Below are 16,587 nucleotides of genomic sequence, written 5' to 3' on the forward strand. Positions count from 1 at the left end.
GGGGCGCGGGGCTGTGCTCGATATGTGGCTCCGCCGCGCGGGCGCGACCAGCCCCAACGGCGCCGCAGACGACCGACATCAAGTCCCCGCATTGACAGCGCCAGGCACCGCCGGCACCCCGCTCGACAGGGAGCCGGGGCTGGCCGACGCCACCGGATCGGTGAGCCAGCGCTGCACGTCGGACCCGTCGCGGACCTTGACGACGATGTCGGCACCCGCCTCGGACGTGGTCGGCGCGAGGGCCAACTGCTCGTCCCGGCGGGTCAGTAACTCACCCTGCACGGTGAGGTCATAGCGCACGTCGTCACCCCGCTTCGCGTCGCCGTCGGCGCACTTGCCGAGGATCACCACACCGGCGTCGACGTGCGAGTCCAGGCACAGGTCGGGTTCCGCCACGCTGCGCAGCAGGCCGTCCTTCTCGTACGACCACTGCTGGGTGTCGTCGGCCGAGCACTCGGCCAGTTCGGTCCCGGCCCCGGCCTTCGGTTCGCCCCGGATGTCGAGGCACAGGTCGGCGTCGGCGTTGCGCAGCCTGGACTGCAGCGGTGCGGTGGGAAGTTGGGCCGTCCCGGGCGGTGAGGAGGACACCGCCGGCGGCAGCTGGCTTCCGGTGCCGCCGCTGGTGGCGGAGGCGGCCGGGTCGACCCCGTCGTCGTCCGAGAGCAGGCCGGCGGCGAGCATGGCCGCGATCAGCCCCGCGGAGGCCAGGCCCACACCGGTGAGCAGTGTCCGCGAGGAGCGCGGTCCGCCGGCGGGTCTGCGGACCTGCATGGGGATACGCGACAGAAGGCGTCGTCGTCCGGCGCCGTGCCGGGCGGAGCCACGCGCGCCGGTGCCGTCGGCCTGTGCACGGCCCGGACGGGCCTCCAGATAGCGGCGCGCGCCCCAGCCGAGCACGGCCTCGGCGATGAGCCCGCCCAACCCGCCCTCGAAATGACTCAGTTGTTCGGCAGCGTTACGGCAGTAGCGGCACCCCGTCAGATGCTGCTGGACATCCGGCAGCAGAGCCCCGCCCCGACGAATCGGGACGTCGAGGAGGCGGTTGTAGAACCGGCAATCCTTCGTCGGCGCGAGTTCCCGATGGGCATGTACACAACCTTCGCGGAATTTATCACGCGCCTGTTCGAGGGCGGCCGAGGCGGTAACGGTATCCATGCCCAACAGACCGGCCGGGATGCTTAGCGGCTCGGCCTCGACCTCGGTATGCCAGAGCAGACATCGGCCAAGTCCCGGAAGTGCCTGGAATGACCGATCGGCGAGCTTCCGATTTTCGGGCGTCATCGACTTCGCCGTTCGCATACCGCGGCCGCCCGCGGGTTTCGCCAGCTCCGGCAGAACGCCGGCTATTTGATCCTCGGCCGACCACTGCCGAACTGTGTCCCGAACGGCGACGAGGAGCCGGGGCCGTAGCGCGGCGGCCGGTTCGCCCATGGCCAGACGGTCGAGGACCTGGTGGAAGGCGGCGGCGGTGACCATGTCGGCGGCGCCTGACGGAGCGGCGAGACAGATGACCGCGTATGCGCGGGCCGGTTGCCAGTGCCGCGCCATGAGCAGCGCGACGGACGGAGCGGCCTCGTTGTCGGGACGGCCCCGCAGCCGGGCGGCGAGACCTTCGTCGGATTCCTCGGGAACCCCGCCGGGCGGCGGGTAAGGGGGGCGAGGGGGGTGGGGGGTGGGCACTGAACGAAATCCTTCCCACGCGCAGATGACTCAGAAGGTCCGGTGGCCGAAAAGGCGGAGCGGTCCGGTGTGTACCTTTTCGGCGTGAGCGCGGGGAGCGCGAATTCACCAACGTCCATCCGCCCCGGTTCCCCACGGCACGAATGAGCCCGGCCTTTTCCACCCCCCACGGGTAGTTCACCCTTGCACAGCACACTCATGGCCAACAAGGCACTTGGGCAACATCCGCACCTTTGAAAGAAAGTCAGATACGGCGGCAACTCGCCACACCTGCGTGAGCTTTCGACATTCCATGCGCCCCGTGTGAAACACACGCACGCGCAAGAGCACCACGCACGCTCCCCGGCGCGCACGCCCGCGTAGTCCACTGGAACCGGCCCCTCGGAAGGCCCCGTGCAGGGTGGGGTCCCCCCGGCTCGAGCGAAGCCGAGAGTTGGGGGAGGCACTCCTGCGCGCAACGGGCCGCCGACCCCCTTCTCCCGCCCTCGGTCGGCGGCCCCGAGGGCGGGCTGTACGGGTCGGCCCGGCCGGCGGGCCTCAGATCTGCCAGGAGCGCAGCCGGTCGGCCGCGCCGTACAGGTCGACCTTGCCGGAGATCAGGTCGCGGGCGAGGTCGACGAGGGCGCCGTAGGGCGGGTCGATACCGACGCCGCTGACGAACATGTAGGCCACCGCGGACGCGCAGGCGAAGCGGGCGTTGGCCGAGGGGAGCGGCTTGAGCAGAGCGAGGGTGTGCAGCAGCGCGGCGGCACGCCAGGCCGGGTCGGAGTCGACGCCCAGGCGGGGCGGATCCACGCGATGACGGGCGACGGCGGCGACCAACGCGGAGAAGTCGTTGATCGTGGGCTGGTCCGGGAGGACCTCTTCGTGACGCTGGAGCAGCCAGGGCACGTCGATATGGAGGACGGGTGCCATCGGTCAGGCAGCCCGTCCCGCGTCCTTGGCGGACGGTTCGTCGTCGGGGAAGGCGGCCGCGAACTCGTCCGCGTGCGACGCGAAGAACCGGCGGAACGCCTCGGCGCCCTCCTGCAGCGCGCGGTGCCGGGCTATGTCGGCCGCGGCGGCCTCGCGCACGAGTGCCTTCATCGACGTACCGCGCTCCTTGGCGATCTGCCGCAGGTCCTCTAGCTCGCGGTCGCTGAACTCCACGTTGAGAGCTGGCATGCCTTCACGGTACCGCTCGGGTACTTACCCGTAAATACGCGCAGGTCAAGTGTGATGCACGACGGTACCGAGGGGGGCGCGGAACGCTCGGTCGAGCGCCAGGCCGCTCACCAGAACCGCCCGCACGGCGACCCCGAGACGTAGGTCACATTCGAGCAGGAGACCTGGCTGTCGCCGACCCCTCACCAGTGGCCCGGCGAGCTCGTGGCGCATGAACCGTAGGGAAACAGGAGGCGGCGGAGGGCCGTACGGCATGTACCGGGGCCGTCCCTTCCCGGCGGCCCCTACAACCCCGGGTGATGCCCCACTGTCACACCCCATGCCGGCACACCACCACATGTTTCCGGCACGACAACGAACCTCATCACCAACGGAGTTCACGTGCACATGCGCTTAGCAGCCACCCGGACGACCGCGGTCGCCGCACTCACCCTGCTCGCCGGCGCGGTGGTCGTACCGTCCGCCCACTCGGCGGACCGCGACTACACGGTGACCCTCACCAGCAGCACCGCCACCACCGACTTCGACCAGCGCACGGTCGACCTGACCGGGACCCTGACCCGGCCGGACGGGACGCCCTCCGCAAACACGCCGGTCGAGCTGGAGCAGTCCGTCCTGTTCGACACCTGGAACCCGTGGGGCGACCCGATCGACCCGACGGAGTGGGAGACCCGCAGCCTGGGCACGGTCCGCACGGACGCCAAGGGACGGTTTACCCTTGAGGACGTCCCGGCGGACCGCTGGGACGACCGGCCGAGCCCCTACCTCGCCCCGCGCCACGAGGTGCAGTTCCGCGCCAAGTACGACACGGACCCCACCGACGGCCAGATGGCGTTCGCGGACACCACCGTGAACGTCGAACCCGTCGCGAGCTCACTCACGTACCGGGTCAGCAACGTCATCGTGCACCCCGGCATGCGCCTCACCGTCACCGGCAAGGTCACCTGGCCCGCGGGCCACGGTCCGATCGCCGGGACCCGGGTCTTCCTGCGGCAGTACTACGAGAGCGAGTACAACGCGCAGACCACCACGGACGCGGACGGCAACTTCACCATCAACACCAGGATCCGCGCAGGCGACCGCGAGTTCGTGCTCTTCTCGGCCCCCAAGGACTACTACATGGCGGGCGCGAGCAAGGACCTCCCGATCAAGAACACCGCCTCGTAGCGGCAGCCCGTCACCGCCGGAAGCCCGCCGCCGCACTCCGCGACGGCGGGCTCGCCGGACCGGGCCTACCCCTGGCCGGCCACGAAGGAGGCCATCCGGGTCAGGGCGGAGTTCCAGTTGATGGTGTGCTCGTTCGTCGACCAGGACTGGATGTCGTCGATGTAGCAGAACTGGCCGACGCAGCCCTGAAGTTTGCTCTGTGCGTAGGGGTCCTGAATGCTGGAGTTCGGTCCGCCGGCGACCGTACCGACGGGCGGGTTGGGCTGACTCGGGTCGAGCTGGTGGGCGTACCAACGGGCGTGCTGGTTGCGGGAGTTGACCTCGCCGTAGCCGGTCACGTACGAGATGTTCAGCGCGTTGCGACCGAACAGGTAGTCCATGCTCTGCACCGCGCCGTCCCGGTACTTCGCGGCGCCCGTGATGTCGTACGCGGTGGCGATGACGACGGCGTTGTGCAGGATCTGGTGGTTGGATCCCCAGTCGTAGAGGTTGCCCGGCGGGGCGTACGGCATTCCGTACGGCTGTGACTTCAGGGTGGCCAGGTAGCCGTCGGCACCCTTGATCACGGACTGGCGCACCTTCTCCCGGCCCGGCAACCTGCTCGGCACGGTCGCGAGGTCCAGGCGGGCCGCGGCCGCGGTCCTGGCCCAGTCGTAGCCCACGGGGCCGAAGATGTCGGCCGTGTGCACCGGGGAGCCCAGGACGTGGTCCGCGAACTCCTTCTCGCCCGTGCTGAGATACAGCTCGGCCGCGGCCCAGTAGAACTCGTCGGTGACGTTGCCGTCGGCGTACGTACCGCCGCCGATGCCGTCGCTCTCGGAGGCGTACCGGTCGGGATGCGCGAGCGCCGCCGACCAGGCCTTGCGGGCGGCACCCAGCGCCTTCGCAGCGAACTCCTTGTCGTAAGGCTTGTACAGGCGCGCGGCCTGCGCGGCCGTCGCCGCCAGGTTGAGGGTCGCCGCGGTGGACGGGGGATGCAGTTCGCGCTTCTGCGGGTCGTCGCTCGGCAGCAGCGGAAGGCCCGTCCACTGCTCGTCGTGGATCTTGTGGTGCGCCATGCCGGCCAGTGGCTGCCCCGCGGGCACCTGCATCTTCAGCAGGAACTCCAGCTCCCAGCGGACCTCGTCGAGGATGTCCGGCACATTGTTGCCGCTCTCCGGGATGGCGAGCGTGCCGTCGCGCAGCTTCTCCGGCTCCCCGGTGCGGGCCAGCCGTTCACGCTCGTACGTGCTCAGCAGCTCCCACACCGAGATACCGCCGTTGACGACGTATTTGCCGTGGTCGCCGGCGTCGTACCAGCCGCCGGTGACGTCGAGCGTGTAGTCGCACACGCCCGGTTGGCAGGGCACCGCGCCGTCGCCCCGGTTGGGTGCGACGTCGACGTGTCCGGCGGGACGGGCATAGCCCGGGCGCAGGTCGTCGCGGATCGCGATGCCGCTGCGCTGCGTGTAGTAGTACTTCACGGCGTCCAGGCGCAGCCGCTCGTAGGCGGCCGTACCGATGTCGAAGGGGCGGCTCGCCTCTCCGTCGGCCACGAGCGTGAGGTCCGTGCCCTTCTTCCGGTAGCCGCCGAAGTCGATGGAGTGCACGTTCTGCGCGGAGGAGGCGTCGGTGCCGCGCGGCACGGTCCAGCCGTGGGCGACCACGGCCCCGGAGGCGCTCTTCAGCTGCCAGGGCAGCTTCTCGGTCGCGTCGGTGACCAGCGTGGCGTTCTTCGGCCCGGCGGGCAGATAGGCGACCTGGTTCACCCGCACCCGGGGCCCGGTGTCGGGCTCGTACACCTCGGGCGGGACGCCGCCCAGCAGCGACGCGTCATCCATGCAGAAGCGCCACGCGTCCGCGCTGCCGCCGAGTTGGAAGGCGACCTGGCCCTGCGGGGTGTCGACGGGCGAGGTGAAGGTGTACGCGTACGAGTTCCCGGAGCCGCTCAGCTCCGGCGTCACCTCGAAGTAGGTGTCGTACGGCGCCGCCGACAGGCCGACGATCGCCCGCACGACGTGCCCCTCGGGCGAGCCGTTCGCGGTGAAGGAGAAGCGGTACGACTCCCCCTTCACCAGGGCGATGTCGTTCTGGCCGACGGCCGCGTCCCAGGGGTTGGTGGTGCCGCCGGGCACGTCTGCGCAGAGGCGGCCGTCGGACAGGCCCGCGGTGACCGTGCTGCTCGCCCACCAGGGCTCGGTGGTGGTGTCGAAGGTGCCGTTCTTGAGCTGCTCGACCTCTTCGGCGCCTGCGGGTGCGGCCGGGAGTGCGGTGAGGCCTGCGGCCAGCAGGGCCGTCAGGGTCAGCAGGGTGGTTCTGCGTCGTTTCACGTCTGGGCTCCTCGGGGGGAGGGGCGGGTGACGCTCCGTGGGAGCGCTCCCAGATGCGGACGCAACCATGCTTGTTGGCGACATGACACTCCGTCAACGGTCCGGACGAAACGCTTCGCTGGGATGCCGCGATGGGTTGTCTTTTGGGTGCGGCGCCGTTGTGGCTGGTCGCGCCCGCGCGGCGGAGCCGCATATCGAGCACAGCCCCGCGCCCCTGAGGGCGTTGCCGAACCGGGCGTCCGGACCGTGACGTGGGTCAGGTGGCGGGGACTTCCAGCTCGCTTATCCGTATTGCTCCGCGGGCCTCCCCGGGGTGGGCACTGGTCAAAGTCAGCCGTAGCCGGGAGCTGCGTGCCGTGTCGAAGGTGATGACGGTCGGCGCGTCCGAGGCAGTCGCCCAGTCCACGGCCGGCCCCGTCACCGGCACATACCGGCGGCCGTCCCACACCTCGGCCTCCACCGACGCCGGCAGCGTGTGTATGGCGTCCACGGTGAACGAGACCTCCACCCGGTCGAACGTCCGCGCGCGGCCGAAGTCCACACTCACCCAGTCCTCGGACCTGGCTCCGTCGAAGGTCGGCAGCAGGGCTGTCGCCGCCTTGAGGAAGCCGTTGGACCAGGCGGTGGCCGGGTCGCCGTCGAGCATCGCGGCGGGGAGGGTGTCCGGACGGCCGGAGTAACTGGCGTCCGCGTAGGGGTAGTTGACCGGCTGCGGATAGTCGGGCTCGAAGTCCGGCGCCGGGGTGAGTGCGGCCGACCGGGCGGGCGTCGTCCGCACCGTCACGCTGCCCGCCCGCAGCCCTTCGGCCCGTGCGGTCACCTTCAGCGAGCCCGCCTTCGTGCCGGACCGTACGATCGCCAGCGCCTTGCCGTGTAAGGCCGTACGGGTGCTCGCCTGGTAGCGCTCGGCGCTTTCCTCGCGGCCGTTGTCGAGCCCGGCGAGTGAGCCGCCCCGCACGTCGAAGGAGATCAGGTCCTCGGCGTCCGGCACCACCACGCCCCGGGCGTCCACGACCTCGGCGGTCACGAAGACCAGCGAACGTCCGTCGGCGTCCAGGGACTTGCGGTCGGCGGTCAGTCGTACGGCCTTCGGCGCACCGGCCGTGCGCAGCACGTCGGTGGCGACCGCCTCGCCGCCTCTGCGAGCCACCGCCTTCAACTCCCCTGCCCTGTAGGGCACCTTCCAGGTGAGGTGGAGCTTGCCCACGCTGCCGTTGGGGCTGGTGTAGCTGCCGGGGTAGGGGCCGTCGGTGAAGGTCTTGTCGTCGCCGGTCGGCTCGGTGGTCTCCAGATAGGTCCGTCCGTCGACGGTCTTCTTGGTGTCGAACGTCCTTGTGCCGAGGGACTTCCCGTTGAGGAACAGTTCGACGGTGTCGACATTGGAGTACGCCCACACCTCGACGGTGTCGCCCTCCGTGTGGTTCCAGGTCATCGGCAGCAGATGGACCATGGGCTCACTCACCCACTGGCTCTGGAACAGGTAGTACATGTCCTTCGGGAAGCCGGCCGTGTCGACCGCGCCGAAGAAGGACGCCTTCACCGGGAAGACGTCGTACGGCGTGGGCTCGCCGATGTAGTCGATGCCGGACCACAGGAACTGCCCGGCGAACCACTTCCGGTCCCGGTCCTTCTTGTGCCCGTACTCCCCGCTCATGGTCCAGGAGGCGAGGTTGTTGTCGTAGGAAGAGGTCGAGCGCTTGCCCGGCGTGTGGTTCTCGCCCGTGTTGAGGCGCTCGGGCTCCTGGTAGGCGCCTCGGGTCGAGGTCTCGGAGGAGGACTCGGACTCGAAGAGGAACAGGTGGGGGTAGCGGGCGTGCAGGGCGTCCACCGACTTGGCGGTGTTGTAGTTGAGGCCGAGGCCGTCGAGCTTGGCCAGGATCAGATCGCCCGGTGAGCCGGGGGCGGGGACGCTGCGGTGGCGGTGGGAGCCGATCACGATCGGGCGGGTGTCGTCGCAGGCCTTGATGGCGGCGATGAGCCGGTCCGCCATGGCGAGTCCGGAGGTCGAGGTGAACTCGGAGACCTCGTTGCCGATCGACCAGGTGAGGACGGCGGGCGAGTTGCGGGCCGCCAGCACCATCTCCGTGATGTCCTTGTCGGCCCACTCGTCGAAGAAGCGGCCGTAGTCGTAGCGCGTCTTGGGCGAGCGCCAGCAGTCGAAGGCCTCCACCAGCATCACGATGCCCATCTCCTCGCAGACCTGGATCATCTCCGGCGAGGGCGGGTTGTGGGAGGTGCGGAAGGCGTTGACGCCCATCGACTTCATGATCGTCATCTGCCGCCGGATCGCGTCGATACTGACGGCGGCACCCAGGGCGCCGAGGTCGTGGTGGAGGTCGACGCCCCTGATCTTGCTTTGCTCGCCGTTGAGGTGGAAGCCCTCGTCCGGGTCGAAGCGGAAGGTGCGGAAGCCGAAGGTCGTGCGGTGGGTGTCGGTCGTGCTTCCGCCGACGCGGAGTTCGGTCTTCAGGGTGTAGCGGTGGTGAGGGGTGTCGAAATCCCACAACTTCGGTTCGGGGACCGTGAGTTCGTGGGTCTCGGTCGCCTTGTCGGTGACGGGGACCGTGGAGGACGTACGGGCGACGGTACGGCCACGGGGGTCGACGATCCGCGAGACGATCTCGACGTCCGTGCCGCCTGCGGAGGCGTTCACCACCGAGGTCCGTACCCGTACGACGCCACGCTCCTCGGTGATCTCGGGAGTGGTGACGTACGTGCCCCAGCGCTCGACGTGCACCGGTTCGGTGATGACCAGGCGGGCCTCGCGGTAGATGCCGCTGCCCGAGTACCAGCGGCTGCTGGGGAGGCGGTTCTGCACCTTGACCGCGAGCACGTTCTCGGTGCGGCCGTCGGTGTGCACCAGGTCGGTGAGGTCGAAGGCGAAGCCGGTGTAGCCGTAGGGGTGGCGGCCGACCTCCTTGCCGTTGCAGTGGACGTACGAGTCCATGTAGACGCCGTCGAACTCCACCGATATCCGCTTGCCCGCGAGGGCGGGCGGCAGGGTGAAGGCGAGGCGGTACCAGCCGAGGCCGCCGGGGAAGAAGCCGGTGCCGCTGGTGGTGCCGTGCTCGGTGGTCGGGGCGAACTCGATGCTCCAGTCGTGCGGCACCGCGACCTCGCGCCAGCCCGAGTCGTCGTAGCCGGGCTCGGCGGCACCGGCGTACGCATCGGTCGGGTCGGTGATCCAGCCCGGGTTCACCAGGGCGAAGCGCCAGCCGTCGCGCAGCGGGACGGTGCGGCGGCCGGACGCGGCACCGCCGGCTGCGGCGAGTTCCGCGGCCCCTGCCGTCGAGGTGTTCAGCAGTGCTCCGGCCGCCGGGACGGCCGTGGAGGCGAGCAGTAACGATCTTCGAGTGACTGTCATGGCGGCTCTCCCTCATCAGGGCCCAGAAGTACTCACAACTGATCGTGAACGAACAGATTCTGACGGGGTGGTATACGGGGCAGTCAAGAGTGCGCCACGAGGGTTCCCGTACGCACGGGTCGCCGAAGCACTAGGCTGGAACCCAAGTGCTCACGGTTGTTCACCGTGAGTGTGCGCGATGGAGTGGCGACCATGAGCCCGGAGTATCCGTTCGACGAGGCCGCGACGGCCCGGGCGGTCCTCGACGACAGCGGCGTGCTCGTCGAGTGGAACGCGGGGGCCGAGCGACTGCTGGGCCACCCGGCCGCCGAGGTCCTGGGGCGCCCCGCCCGGGATCTGCTGGCCGACGACGGGCACACCCGGCCCGGCATCCCCGACGGCGAGCGCTGGGACGGCATCCTCACCCTGCGCCATCGCGACGGCGGCGCGGTGACCGTGTGGCTCCTCGCCCACCGGATGCGGCCGCAGGCCACCGGGCCCGACCACTGGCTCGTGGTCACGCCCATCGAGGGGGACGGCCCCCGGCTGCCCGACGATCCACTGGACGGCGTCGGGCTCCTGGAGTCCCCCTGCGCCATCGCTATCTACGACGAGCGGCTACGGCTGCGCCGGATCAACTCCGTGATGGCGGAGGTCCTGCGCCTCTCCGAAGAGCACGTGCGCGGGCTGCGGGCGCCCGAGCTCACCGGCCGGGCCCAGAGCTACGACATCGAGCGGCAGCTTCTCCGCGTGCTCACCACGGGCCGGGGCACCGACGTACGGACGTACGTTCCGGTCGGCGGTGACAGAACGTACGCCTGGCTGGCCCGCATGGCCCCGATCACCGACGGCAAGGGCCGGGTGCGCGGCGTGTCCGTCGCCGCGCACGACTTCACCGACCAGTACGTGGCCCAGGAGCGACTCCAGCTGGTGAACGAGGCCAGCGTGCGCATCGGCACCACCCTCGACGTCACCCTGACGGCCCAGGAGCTGGCGGACATCTGCGTCCCCGCCCTCGCCGACTTCGTGAGCGTCGACCTGCTGGACCCTCCGGAACACGGGGACGATCTGCCCACCGGCCGGCTGACGGCCCCGATCTCCCTGCGCCGGGCCGCCCATCGATCCGTCAACCACGGCACCCCCGAAGCCATCGTCAAGCCGGGCAGCACGGACGTGTATCCCGCCCCGTCGCCCCAGGCCGACGCGCTGCTGGCGGGGCACGCCATCGTGGCCTCTACGTCGACCGGCGACCTGGGCCAGTGGCTCTCCTGGGACCCGGCACGCGCCGAGCGGATCCAGGCGTACGGCATCCACACCACCATGTCCGTGCCGATCCAGGCCCGCGGCACCACCCTCGGCGTCACCGTGCTCACCCGGTTCAGGAACCCCGAGCCGTTCACGCCCGACGATGTGCTGCTGGCCGAGGAGATCACGGCCCGCGCGGCCGTCTGCATCGACAACGCCCGCCGCTACTCCCGCGAGCGTGAGACCGCCCTCGCCCTGCAGCGCAGCCTGCTCCCCCGGTCCCTGCCGCGCACCGCCGCGCTGGAAGCGGCCTCCCGCTATCTCCCGGCGGCGCGGTCGGGGGTGGGCGGCGACTGGTTCGACGTGATCCCGCTGTCCGGGCTGCGGGTCGCGATGGTCGTCGGGGACGTCGTCGGACACGGCATCCAGGCCTCGGCCACCATGGGCCGGCTGCGCACCGCCGTCCGCACGCTCGCCGACATCGATCTCGCGCCCGACGAGCTGCTGACCCACCTCGACGACCTGGTCGTCCGCCTCTCCGAGGAGACGGGCAACGAGGGCAGCCCCGGCGAGGTCGGCGCCACCTGTCTGTACGCGGTGTACGACCCGGTCTCCCGGCGCTGCACACTGGCCCGGGCCGGACACCCCTCGCCGGTGATGGTCCCTCCGGGCGGCGCGCCGCGGGAGATCGAGCTGCCCGCCGGGCCACCGCTGGGCCTGGGCGGGCTGCCCTTCGAGTCCGCCGAGATCGAACTGCGCGAGGGCACGGTGCTCACCTTCTACACCGACGGCCTCATCGAGACGCGCGAGCGCGACGTCGACGCCAGCCACATGCTGCTGTGCGACGCGCTGGCGGGCGCCTCCGACTCGCTCGACGAAACCTGCGACCGCGTCCTGAACGCCCTGCTCCCGACGGGCGGCGTCGCCGACGACGTGGCGCTGCTGGTGGCCCGCACCCAGGGGCTGCCCGCCTCCCAGGTCGCGACCTGGGACATCCCGGCGGACCCGGCGCTCGTCGCGCCCATCCGCAAGCAGGCCGTGGACCAGCTCGACACCTGGGGTCTGAGCGAGGCGTCGTTCACCGTCGAACTGGTGGTGAGCGAGCTGGTCACCAACGCCATCCGCTACGGCATCCACCCCATCCGGCTCCGGCTGATCCACGACGCGGCCACGCTGATCTGCGAGGTCTCCGACACCAGCCACACGGCACCGCATCTGCGCCGCGCCAAGACCTTCGACGAGGGCGGCCGCGGGCTGCTGCTGGTCGCCCAGCTCACCCAGCGCTGGGGCAGCCGGCACACGACGGAGGGCAAGACGATCTGGGCGGAGATCGGACTCGTCGAGGAGGGGTGAGTAGTCGGTGCGAAAACGGGGAGTCGTGACAACCATGGGACATGCACGGGCATTCCACCCCTTACACCGAGCGACTCCCCTCGTCAGCGCCGTCGCGTTGCTCAGCCTGGTCGCCGCGTGCGGCAGCGGCGCCGAGGCCGGCGGTGCCGTGCGGACACCGGACGGCACCGGCAGCCCTGCGGCCACGGCCGGCGCGGCCAGTACAGGGAGTCCCGCAACCGCGCCGGACACGATCGCGCCGGGCACCGCCGACACCGGCAGCCCCGTGAGCCAGTCGGCCGCCGCCGCCCCGCGCTGCCACACCTCCGAGCTGCGCGCGAAGATCGGCCGTCCCAGTCCGGGAGCCGGGCAGCGCAACTTCCCGATCGTGCTGACCAACACGACCGACCGCACCTGCACCGTCCGCGGTTACCCCGGTGCCGCCTTCGTGGACGCGTCCGGCAAGCAGCTCGGCCCGGACCCGAAGCGGTCCCCCGACACGCCGACGAGCGTGTCGCTGGCCCCGGGCCGCAGCGCATGGGCCGGGCTGTCCTTCGCCAGCCCGGAGATCAGCGGGGCCCGTACGGCCGTACCGGATGCGCTGCTCGTGACGCCGCCCGACGAGCGGGATCCGCTCGAGGTGGCGTGGACCGCCGGTGAGGTGCCCGTGGCCGGGAACGAGTCCTCGGTGCGCCTGACGGTGTTCCAACCCGGCACCGGCGGCTGATCCACGATCAGCGGCGACCTCCACCGCCGTATCCGTAGCCGCCGTATCCGTATCCGTAGCCGCCATACCCCCCGGAGCCCCCGTATCCGCCGGAGCCTCCGTATCCGCCGCCGGACCAGCCGTTCTGGCCGTCCGAGGAGCAGTAGTACGGGTTGTACGAGCACGCGTCGGTGGGGGACGGGCTCGTGGACGTCGGCTGGGCGGCCGACGGGGTCGGGGTGGGCGTCGGGGTCTTCGACGACTTGGGGGTGGGGGTCGGGGTCGGCTCCGGTGTGCTCGGCGTGTCGGTCTCGACCTCCTTGCCCCAGTTGACCACCTCCAGCTGGAGATCCGTCCGCGATGTGTCGATCACCCAGTGCTGGGCGTCGCCCTCGTCGTCGCGGGTCTTGAGGACCAGGGCGCCCGAGCCGTCGGTGGCGGCCGGGCTGAGGGCCAGGTCCTGGTTGAAGCGCGGCACCAGGGTGCCCTGGAGCGTGAAGTCGTAGCGGACGTTCTTGTTCTCGGAGTCGGAGCCGCCCGTGCACGGGGCCAGCCGGACCGAGTAGCCGAGGTGGGAGTCGAGACAGAGGTCGGGGTTGGTGGCGCTGCGCATCAGGCCGTCGGTCTCGTACGACCACTGCTGGCCGGGCGCCGCGGAGCACTTGGTGAGTTCGGCCTCCGCGTTCTCGACGGCCTTTTCGCCGACGAGGCCCACGCACAGCCCGGACCCGATGTTGTGCAGCCGCCCCCGCAGATCGCCCTTCGCGGCCTCGGCCGCGCCCGCCCAGGACGGGTTGCTGGTGGCGCCCGTGTCGGGGGCGGGCGTTTCGGCGGGGCGGTCGTCGGCGGCCGGGGCAGTGCCGTCTCCGGAGCCGAGCGCGGACCAGACGACGAGCGGGAGGACGACGAGGGCGCTGACGGTGACGACGGCCGCGGTGAGGTTGCGACGCCGTGCGGCACGGCGGGCGGCCTTGAGGGCGGAGCGGCCGGAGCAGGTGCGGGTCTCTCCGGTGGGGGTGGCGGGGGTGGGGTCGCCGGGACGGAAAGCCGCTGCGGGGTCGGTGCGCGGGGCGGCCCGGCGGGCGGTCCGACCGGCGGTCCGACGGGGGCGTCGACGGCCCGACTCGGCGGGCGAGGCGACGGCGTCCGCGGCGGTGAAGGGCTCACCCGTGGGTGCGGCCGTCCCTCCCGTGGGGGCGAACGCCCCAACCCCGGGAACGAAGACCCCGGACTCGGGTGCGGCCGTCCCTCCCGTGGGCGCGAACGCCCCACCCGCGGCAGCGAAGGCCTCACCCCCGCCGGCGAAGTTCCCACGCGCGGAAGCGAACGTCTCCGCGGCAGGGGCGGAGCCCGCACCCGAAGCGGCCTCTCCCGCAGGAGTCGGGGTGTCTCCGGCCGGGGCGACGGCGGCCTCGTCGCCGAAGAAGGACTCGCCCGCGATCTGAGCCGCCCGCGTCGGCGGCTTCACCTCAGCCGGCGTGTCGGCCTGTCTCGCTCTCGACTCCAGATAGGCCCCCGCGCCCCAGCCGAGCACCGCCTCGGTCAGCGCGAAGCCGAGCCCCGTGTTGAAGAAGTTCAGCTGCTCGGCGGTGTCGGTGCAGTGCCCGCAGCGGTTCAGGTGCTCGCGCAGATCGGGGTCGATGTCGACGCCGCCGCGCCGGTAGGTGACATCCAGCATCCGCAGGTAGCGCCGGCACTCCTGCTCGGGGGCGAGTTCGCGGTGGACCTGGAGGCTCTCCTCGCGCAACCGGTCGCGGGCCCGGCCCAGTTCGACGCGGGCGGACTCCTCGTCGAGGCCCAGGAGTCCGGCCGGTACGGCGAGCGGCTCGGCCTCGACCTCGGTGTGCCACAGCAGACAGCGGGCCGCCTGGGGAAGCCGTTGGAAGGCCCCGGTCAGCAGTCGCCGGTTGACCGGCGGCAGCAGCCGGGCCGCGGCCCGCTCCGCGCCGTCCGACTCGGAGCGCAGTTCGGGGTGGAGCAGCTCGCGTCTGCGGTCGGTGTCCCACTCGGCCGCGATCCGCCGTACGGTGACGAGCAGTTGGGGGCGCCACGCGGCCGTCGGTCCGGTCTGCCGCAGCGTTTCGCCGAAAAGCCGGGTGAATGCCGCGGTGGTGAGCATTCCCGCGGAACGGGCGTCCGCCGTGCACAGCCGGGCGTAGGCGAAGCCCGCTTCCCAGTGCCGGTCGAGGAGTTCACCCACGGGATGGAGCGCCGGTGTCGCCCCTGTCCACCTCTTGAGTTCGGCGCTCAGTTGAGCATCCGTCACTTCGAAGAGACGGGCGTCGTGAGGGGAATTCGACGGGCCAGCGTCATGCACGATGGCATTCCTCCGGAGGGCATGCGGCATTGAAGGTCCATACCAAGGGGTATGCTCCGGGCGCGGCTCTTGTGAAGCGTGTGGCGTGTGGGAGCGAGGCACACCTTTGCACAGGTCAGCGACAGGGAACAAGTGATTCCAGGGTTTTGTGCATTGCGTGCCAGGCGGTCGGTATTTGACGAACGGTCAATAGTGGACCGAGGCCATTACGGCGCATCCGCGGGGCAATTGGAAATGGTATTCACTCACCCACCCGCGAACTCCGACGCAAACCATTGACTGACCACTCTCCCGCCTTTTTGCCTGGTCATACGCGCGCATGCGCCTTCACTGAGCCTCCACATCTCCTGCGCCAACCATTGAACCACCCACCCGGTACGCACCGGGCGGCATCCCGTACCGATCCCGGAACACCCGGTTGAAGTGAAACGGGCTGACGAACCCCGAGGCGGCGGCCACGCGTTCCACCGACAGGTCGGTGCTCTCCAGCAGCCGGGCGGCGTGTCGCAGCCGCGCCTCACGCAACGCGCGCATCGGTGACTGCCCGGTCTGCTGGGTGAAGAGATGCGCGAACCGGGAGGGCGAGAGAGCGACACGCGCGGCGAGCGAGCGGACGGTGTGCGGGGCGGCCGGGTCGGCTGCGATCAGCGCCTGCGCCCGGCGCACCCGCGTGTCGAGACCGGGGCCGGGCCGCACGGTCCGCGCGGTACCGGCGGTGAGCAGGACGACCTCCTCCAGTGAGCACAGCGCGAGTTCGCGCGCCGCGGTGCCGTGCGCCACGGCGACAGGATCGTCCCCCGGCGCCATGTCGGGCGGCGCGTCCGTCCCCGTCCAGCGGGCGTCGGCGAGCATCCGGCGGAACGCCGCCTCGACGCGGCCGTGCACGGCGTCCTGCGTCGGCGTGACGACGAACATCCCCTCTCCGGCGTCGTACGGGCGCAGCCAGGTCCGCCAGGAGGGGCGGGCCTGGCAGTGCGCCCACCAGAACTCCCAATGACGGGCGCCCGGTTCGACCCCGTAGCGGTGCGGGACACCCGGCGCGAGCACCACCAGGTCCCCCGCCCCGGCCCGCACCTCGGCGTCCCCGTGCCACAGCCGGCCGTGGCCGCCGGTCGTCCAGGTGAACAGCCAACTGTCCGCGCCGCGCGGCCGGTTGACCCCGTACCCCGTCGGCTGGTCGAAGTACCCGACCACCACCAGGCCCGGCGGCGGGGCAGGGTCACCGGGCGCGGCAGTCTCAGGCAATTCGTCAGCGCTCACGGTCATCCTCCTCGAACGTCGATCGGCCTAGCGTGGCAGGGCGAGGACAACAAGGACACCTGAC

The 16,587-nt window shown here is 71.0% G+C and carries 10 protein-coding genes; 3 read left to right on the top strand and 7 right to left on the bottom strand.

Annotated elements, in window-relative coordinates; genetic code table 11:
* Positions 1-78 precede the first annotated feature (78 nt).
* The 3 genes from ACIA8X_RS29950 to ACIA8X_RS29960 all read right to left on the bottom strand — a co-directional run bounded on the left by ACIA8X_RS29950 (position 79) and on the right by ACIA8X_RS29960 (position 2,844).
* Positions 79-1,680, bottom strand: coding sequence for an RICIN domain-containing protein (locus tag ACIA8X_RS29950; protein ID WP_393446975.1), 1,602 nt, complete (start codon positions 1,678-1,680; stop codon positions 79-81).
* A gap of 537 nt (positions 1,681-2,217) precedes the next feature.
* Entirely contained in the window at positions 2,218-2,595 is a 378-nt protein-coding gene (locus ACIA8X_RS29955) for a toxin Doc (RefSeq protein ID WP_393446977.1), read from the bottom strand.
* Positions 2,596-2,598: 3 nt separating this feature from the next.
* On the bottom strand, positions 2,599-2,844 hold the full coding sequence (locus ACIA8X_RS29960) for a hypothetical protein (RefSeq protein ID WP_383601533.1): 246 nt from the start codon (positions 2,842-2,844) through the stop codon (positions 2,599-2,601).
* A 387-nt stretch (positions 2,845-3,231) separates the two neighbouring features.
* On the opposite strand from ACIA8X_RS29960, the gene ACIA8X_RS29965 reads away from it, so the two are divergent.
* Positions 3,232-4,011: an acyl carrier protein gene (locus ACIA8X_RS29965; protein ID WP_393446979.1), complete on the top strand. Its 780-nt coding sequence runs from the start codon at positions 3,232-3,234 to the stop codon at positions 4,009-4,011.
* 65 nt (positions 4,012-4,076) lie between these two features.
* Here ACIA8X_RS29965 and ACIA8X_RS29970 read toward each other — a convergent pair whose 3' ends face one another.
* Positions 4,077-6,320 (bottom strand): glycoside hydrolase family 9 protein, encoded by a 2,244-nt coding sequence (locus ACIA8X_RS29970; RefSeq protein ID WP_399459569.1) that lies wholly within the window; start codon positions 6,318-6,320, stop codon positions 4,077-4,079.
* A 256-nt stretch (positions 6,321-6,576) separates the two neighbouring features.
* A complete protein-coding gene (locus tag ACIA8X_RS29975) occupies positions 6,577-9,684 on the bottom strand; it encodes a glycoside hydrolase family 2 TIM barrel-domain containing protein (RefSeq protein WP_399459570.1) in 3,108 nt (1,035 codons plus the stop codon).
* 192 nt (positions 9,685-9,876) lie between these two features.
* Between ACIA8X_RS29975 and ACIA8X_RS29980 the strand changes: the two genes are divergently transcribed.
* Both ACIA8X_RS29980 and ACIA8X_RS29985 read left to right on the top strand, forming a co-directional pair.
* Positions 9,877-12,261, top strand: a complete 2,385-nt coding sequence (locus tag ACIA8X_RS29980) for a SpoIIE family protein phosphatase (protein ID WP_399459571.1) — start codon at positions 9,877-9,879, stop codon at positions 12,259-12,261.
* Positions 12,262-12,295: 34 nt separating this feature from the next.
* Positions 12,296-12,967: a DUF4232 domain-containing protein gene (locus ACIA8X_RS29985; protein WP_393446987.1), complete on the top strand. Its 672-nt coding sequence runs from the start codon at positions 12,296-12,298 to the stop codon at positions 12,965-12,967.
* A 7-nt stretch (positions 12,968-12,974) separates the two neighbouring features.
* On the opposite strand, the gene ACIA8X_RS29990 is transcribed toward ACIA8X_RS29985, so the two are convergent.
* Both ACIA8X_RS29990 and ACIA8X_RS29995 read right to left on the bottom strand, forming a co-directional pair.
* Positions 12,975-15,293, bottom strand: coding sequence for a ricin-type beta-trefoil lectin domain protein (locus ACIA8X_RS29990; protein WP_399459572.1), 2,319 nt, complete (start codon positions 15,291-15,293; stop codon positions 12,975-12,977).
* 297 nt (positions 15,294-15,590) lie between these two features.
* The gene (locus ACIA8X_RS29995) at positions 15,591-16,529 is read right to left on the bottom strand and encodes a helix-turn-helix domain-containing protein (RefSeq protein WP_399459573.1); all 939 of its coding nucleotides are present in this window, start codon (positions 16,527-16,529) and stop codon (positions 15,591-15,593) included.
* Positions 16,530-16,587: the final 58 nt, after the last annotated feature.

The sequence above is a fragment of the Streptomyces sp. NPDC051738 genome (genome assembly GCF_044453205.1).
GTDB lineage: Bacteria > Actinomycetota > Actinomycetes > Streptomycetales > Streptomycetaceae > Streptomyces.

Excerpts from the sequence above, each read along its gene's own strand:
- ACIA8X_RS29955 (WP_393446977.1), bottom strand. The coding sequence starts at position 2,595 with ATGGCACCCGTCCTCCATATCGACGTGCCCTGGCTGCTCCAGCGTCAC.
- ACIA8X_RS29960 (WP_383601533.1), bottom strand. The coding sequence starts at position 2,844 with ATGCCAGCTCTCAACGTGGAGTTCAGCGACCGCGAGCTAGAGGACCTG.
- ACIA8X_RS29965 (WP_393446979.1), top strand. The coding sequence starts at position 3,232 with ATGCGCTTAGCAGCCACCCGGACGACCGCGGTCGCCGCACTCACCCTG.
- ACIA8X_RS29975 (WP_399459570.1), bottom strand. The coding sequence starts at position 9,684 with ATGACAGTCACTCGAAGATCGTTACTGCTCGCCTCCACGGCCGTCCCG.
- ACIA8X_RS29980 (WP_399459571.1), top strand. The coding sequence starts at position 9,877 with ATGAGCCCGGAGTATCCGTTCGACGAGGCCGCGACGGCCCGGGCGGTC.
- ACIA8X_RS29985 (WP_393446987.1), top strand. The coding sequence starts at position 12,296 with ATGGGACATGCACGGGCATTCCACCCCTTACACCGAGCGACTCCCCTC.
- ACIA8X_RS29990 (WP_399459572.1), bottom strand. The coding sequence starts at position 15,293 with ATGCCGCATGCCCTCCGGAGGAATGCCATCGTGCATGACGCTGGCCCG.
- ACIA8X_RS29995 (WP_399459573.1), bottom strand. The coding sequence starts at position 16,529 with ATGACCGTGAGCGCTGACGAATTGCCTGAGACTGCCGCGCCCGGTGAC.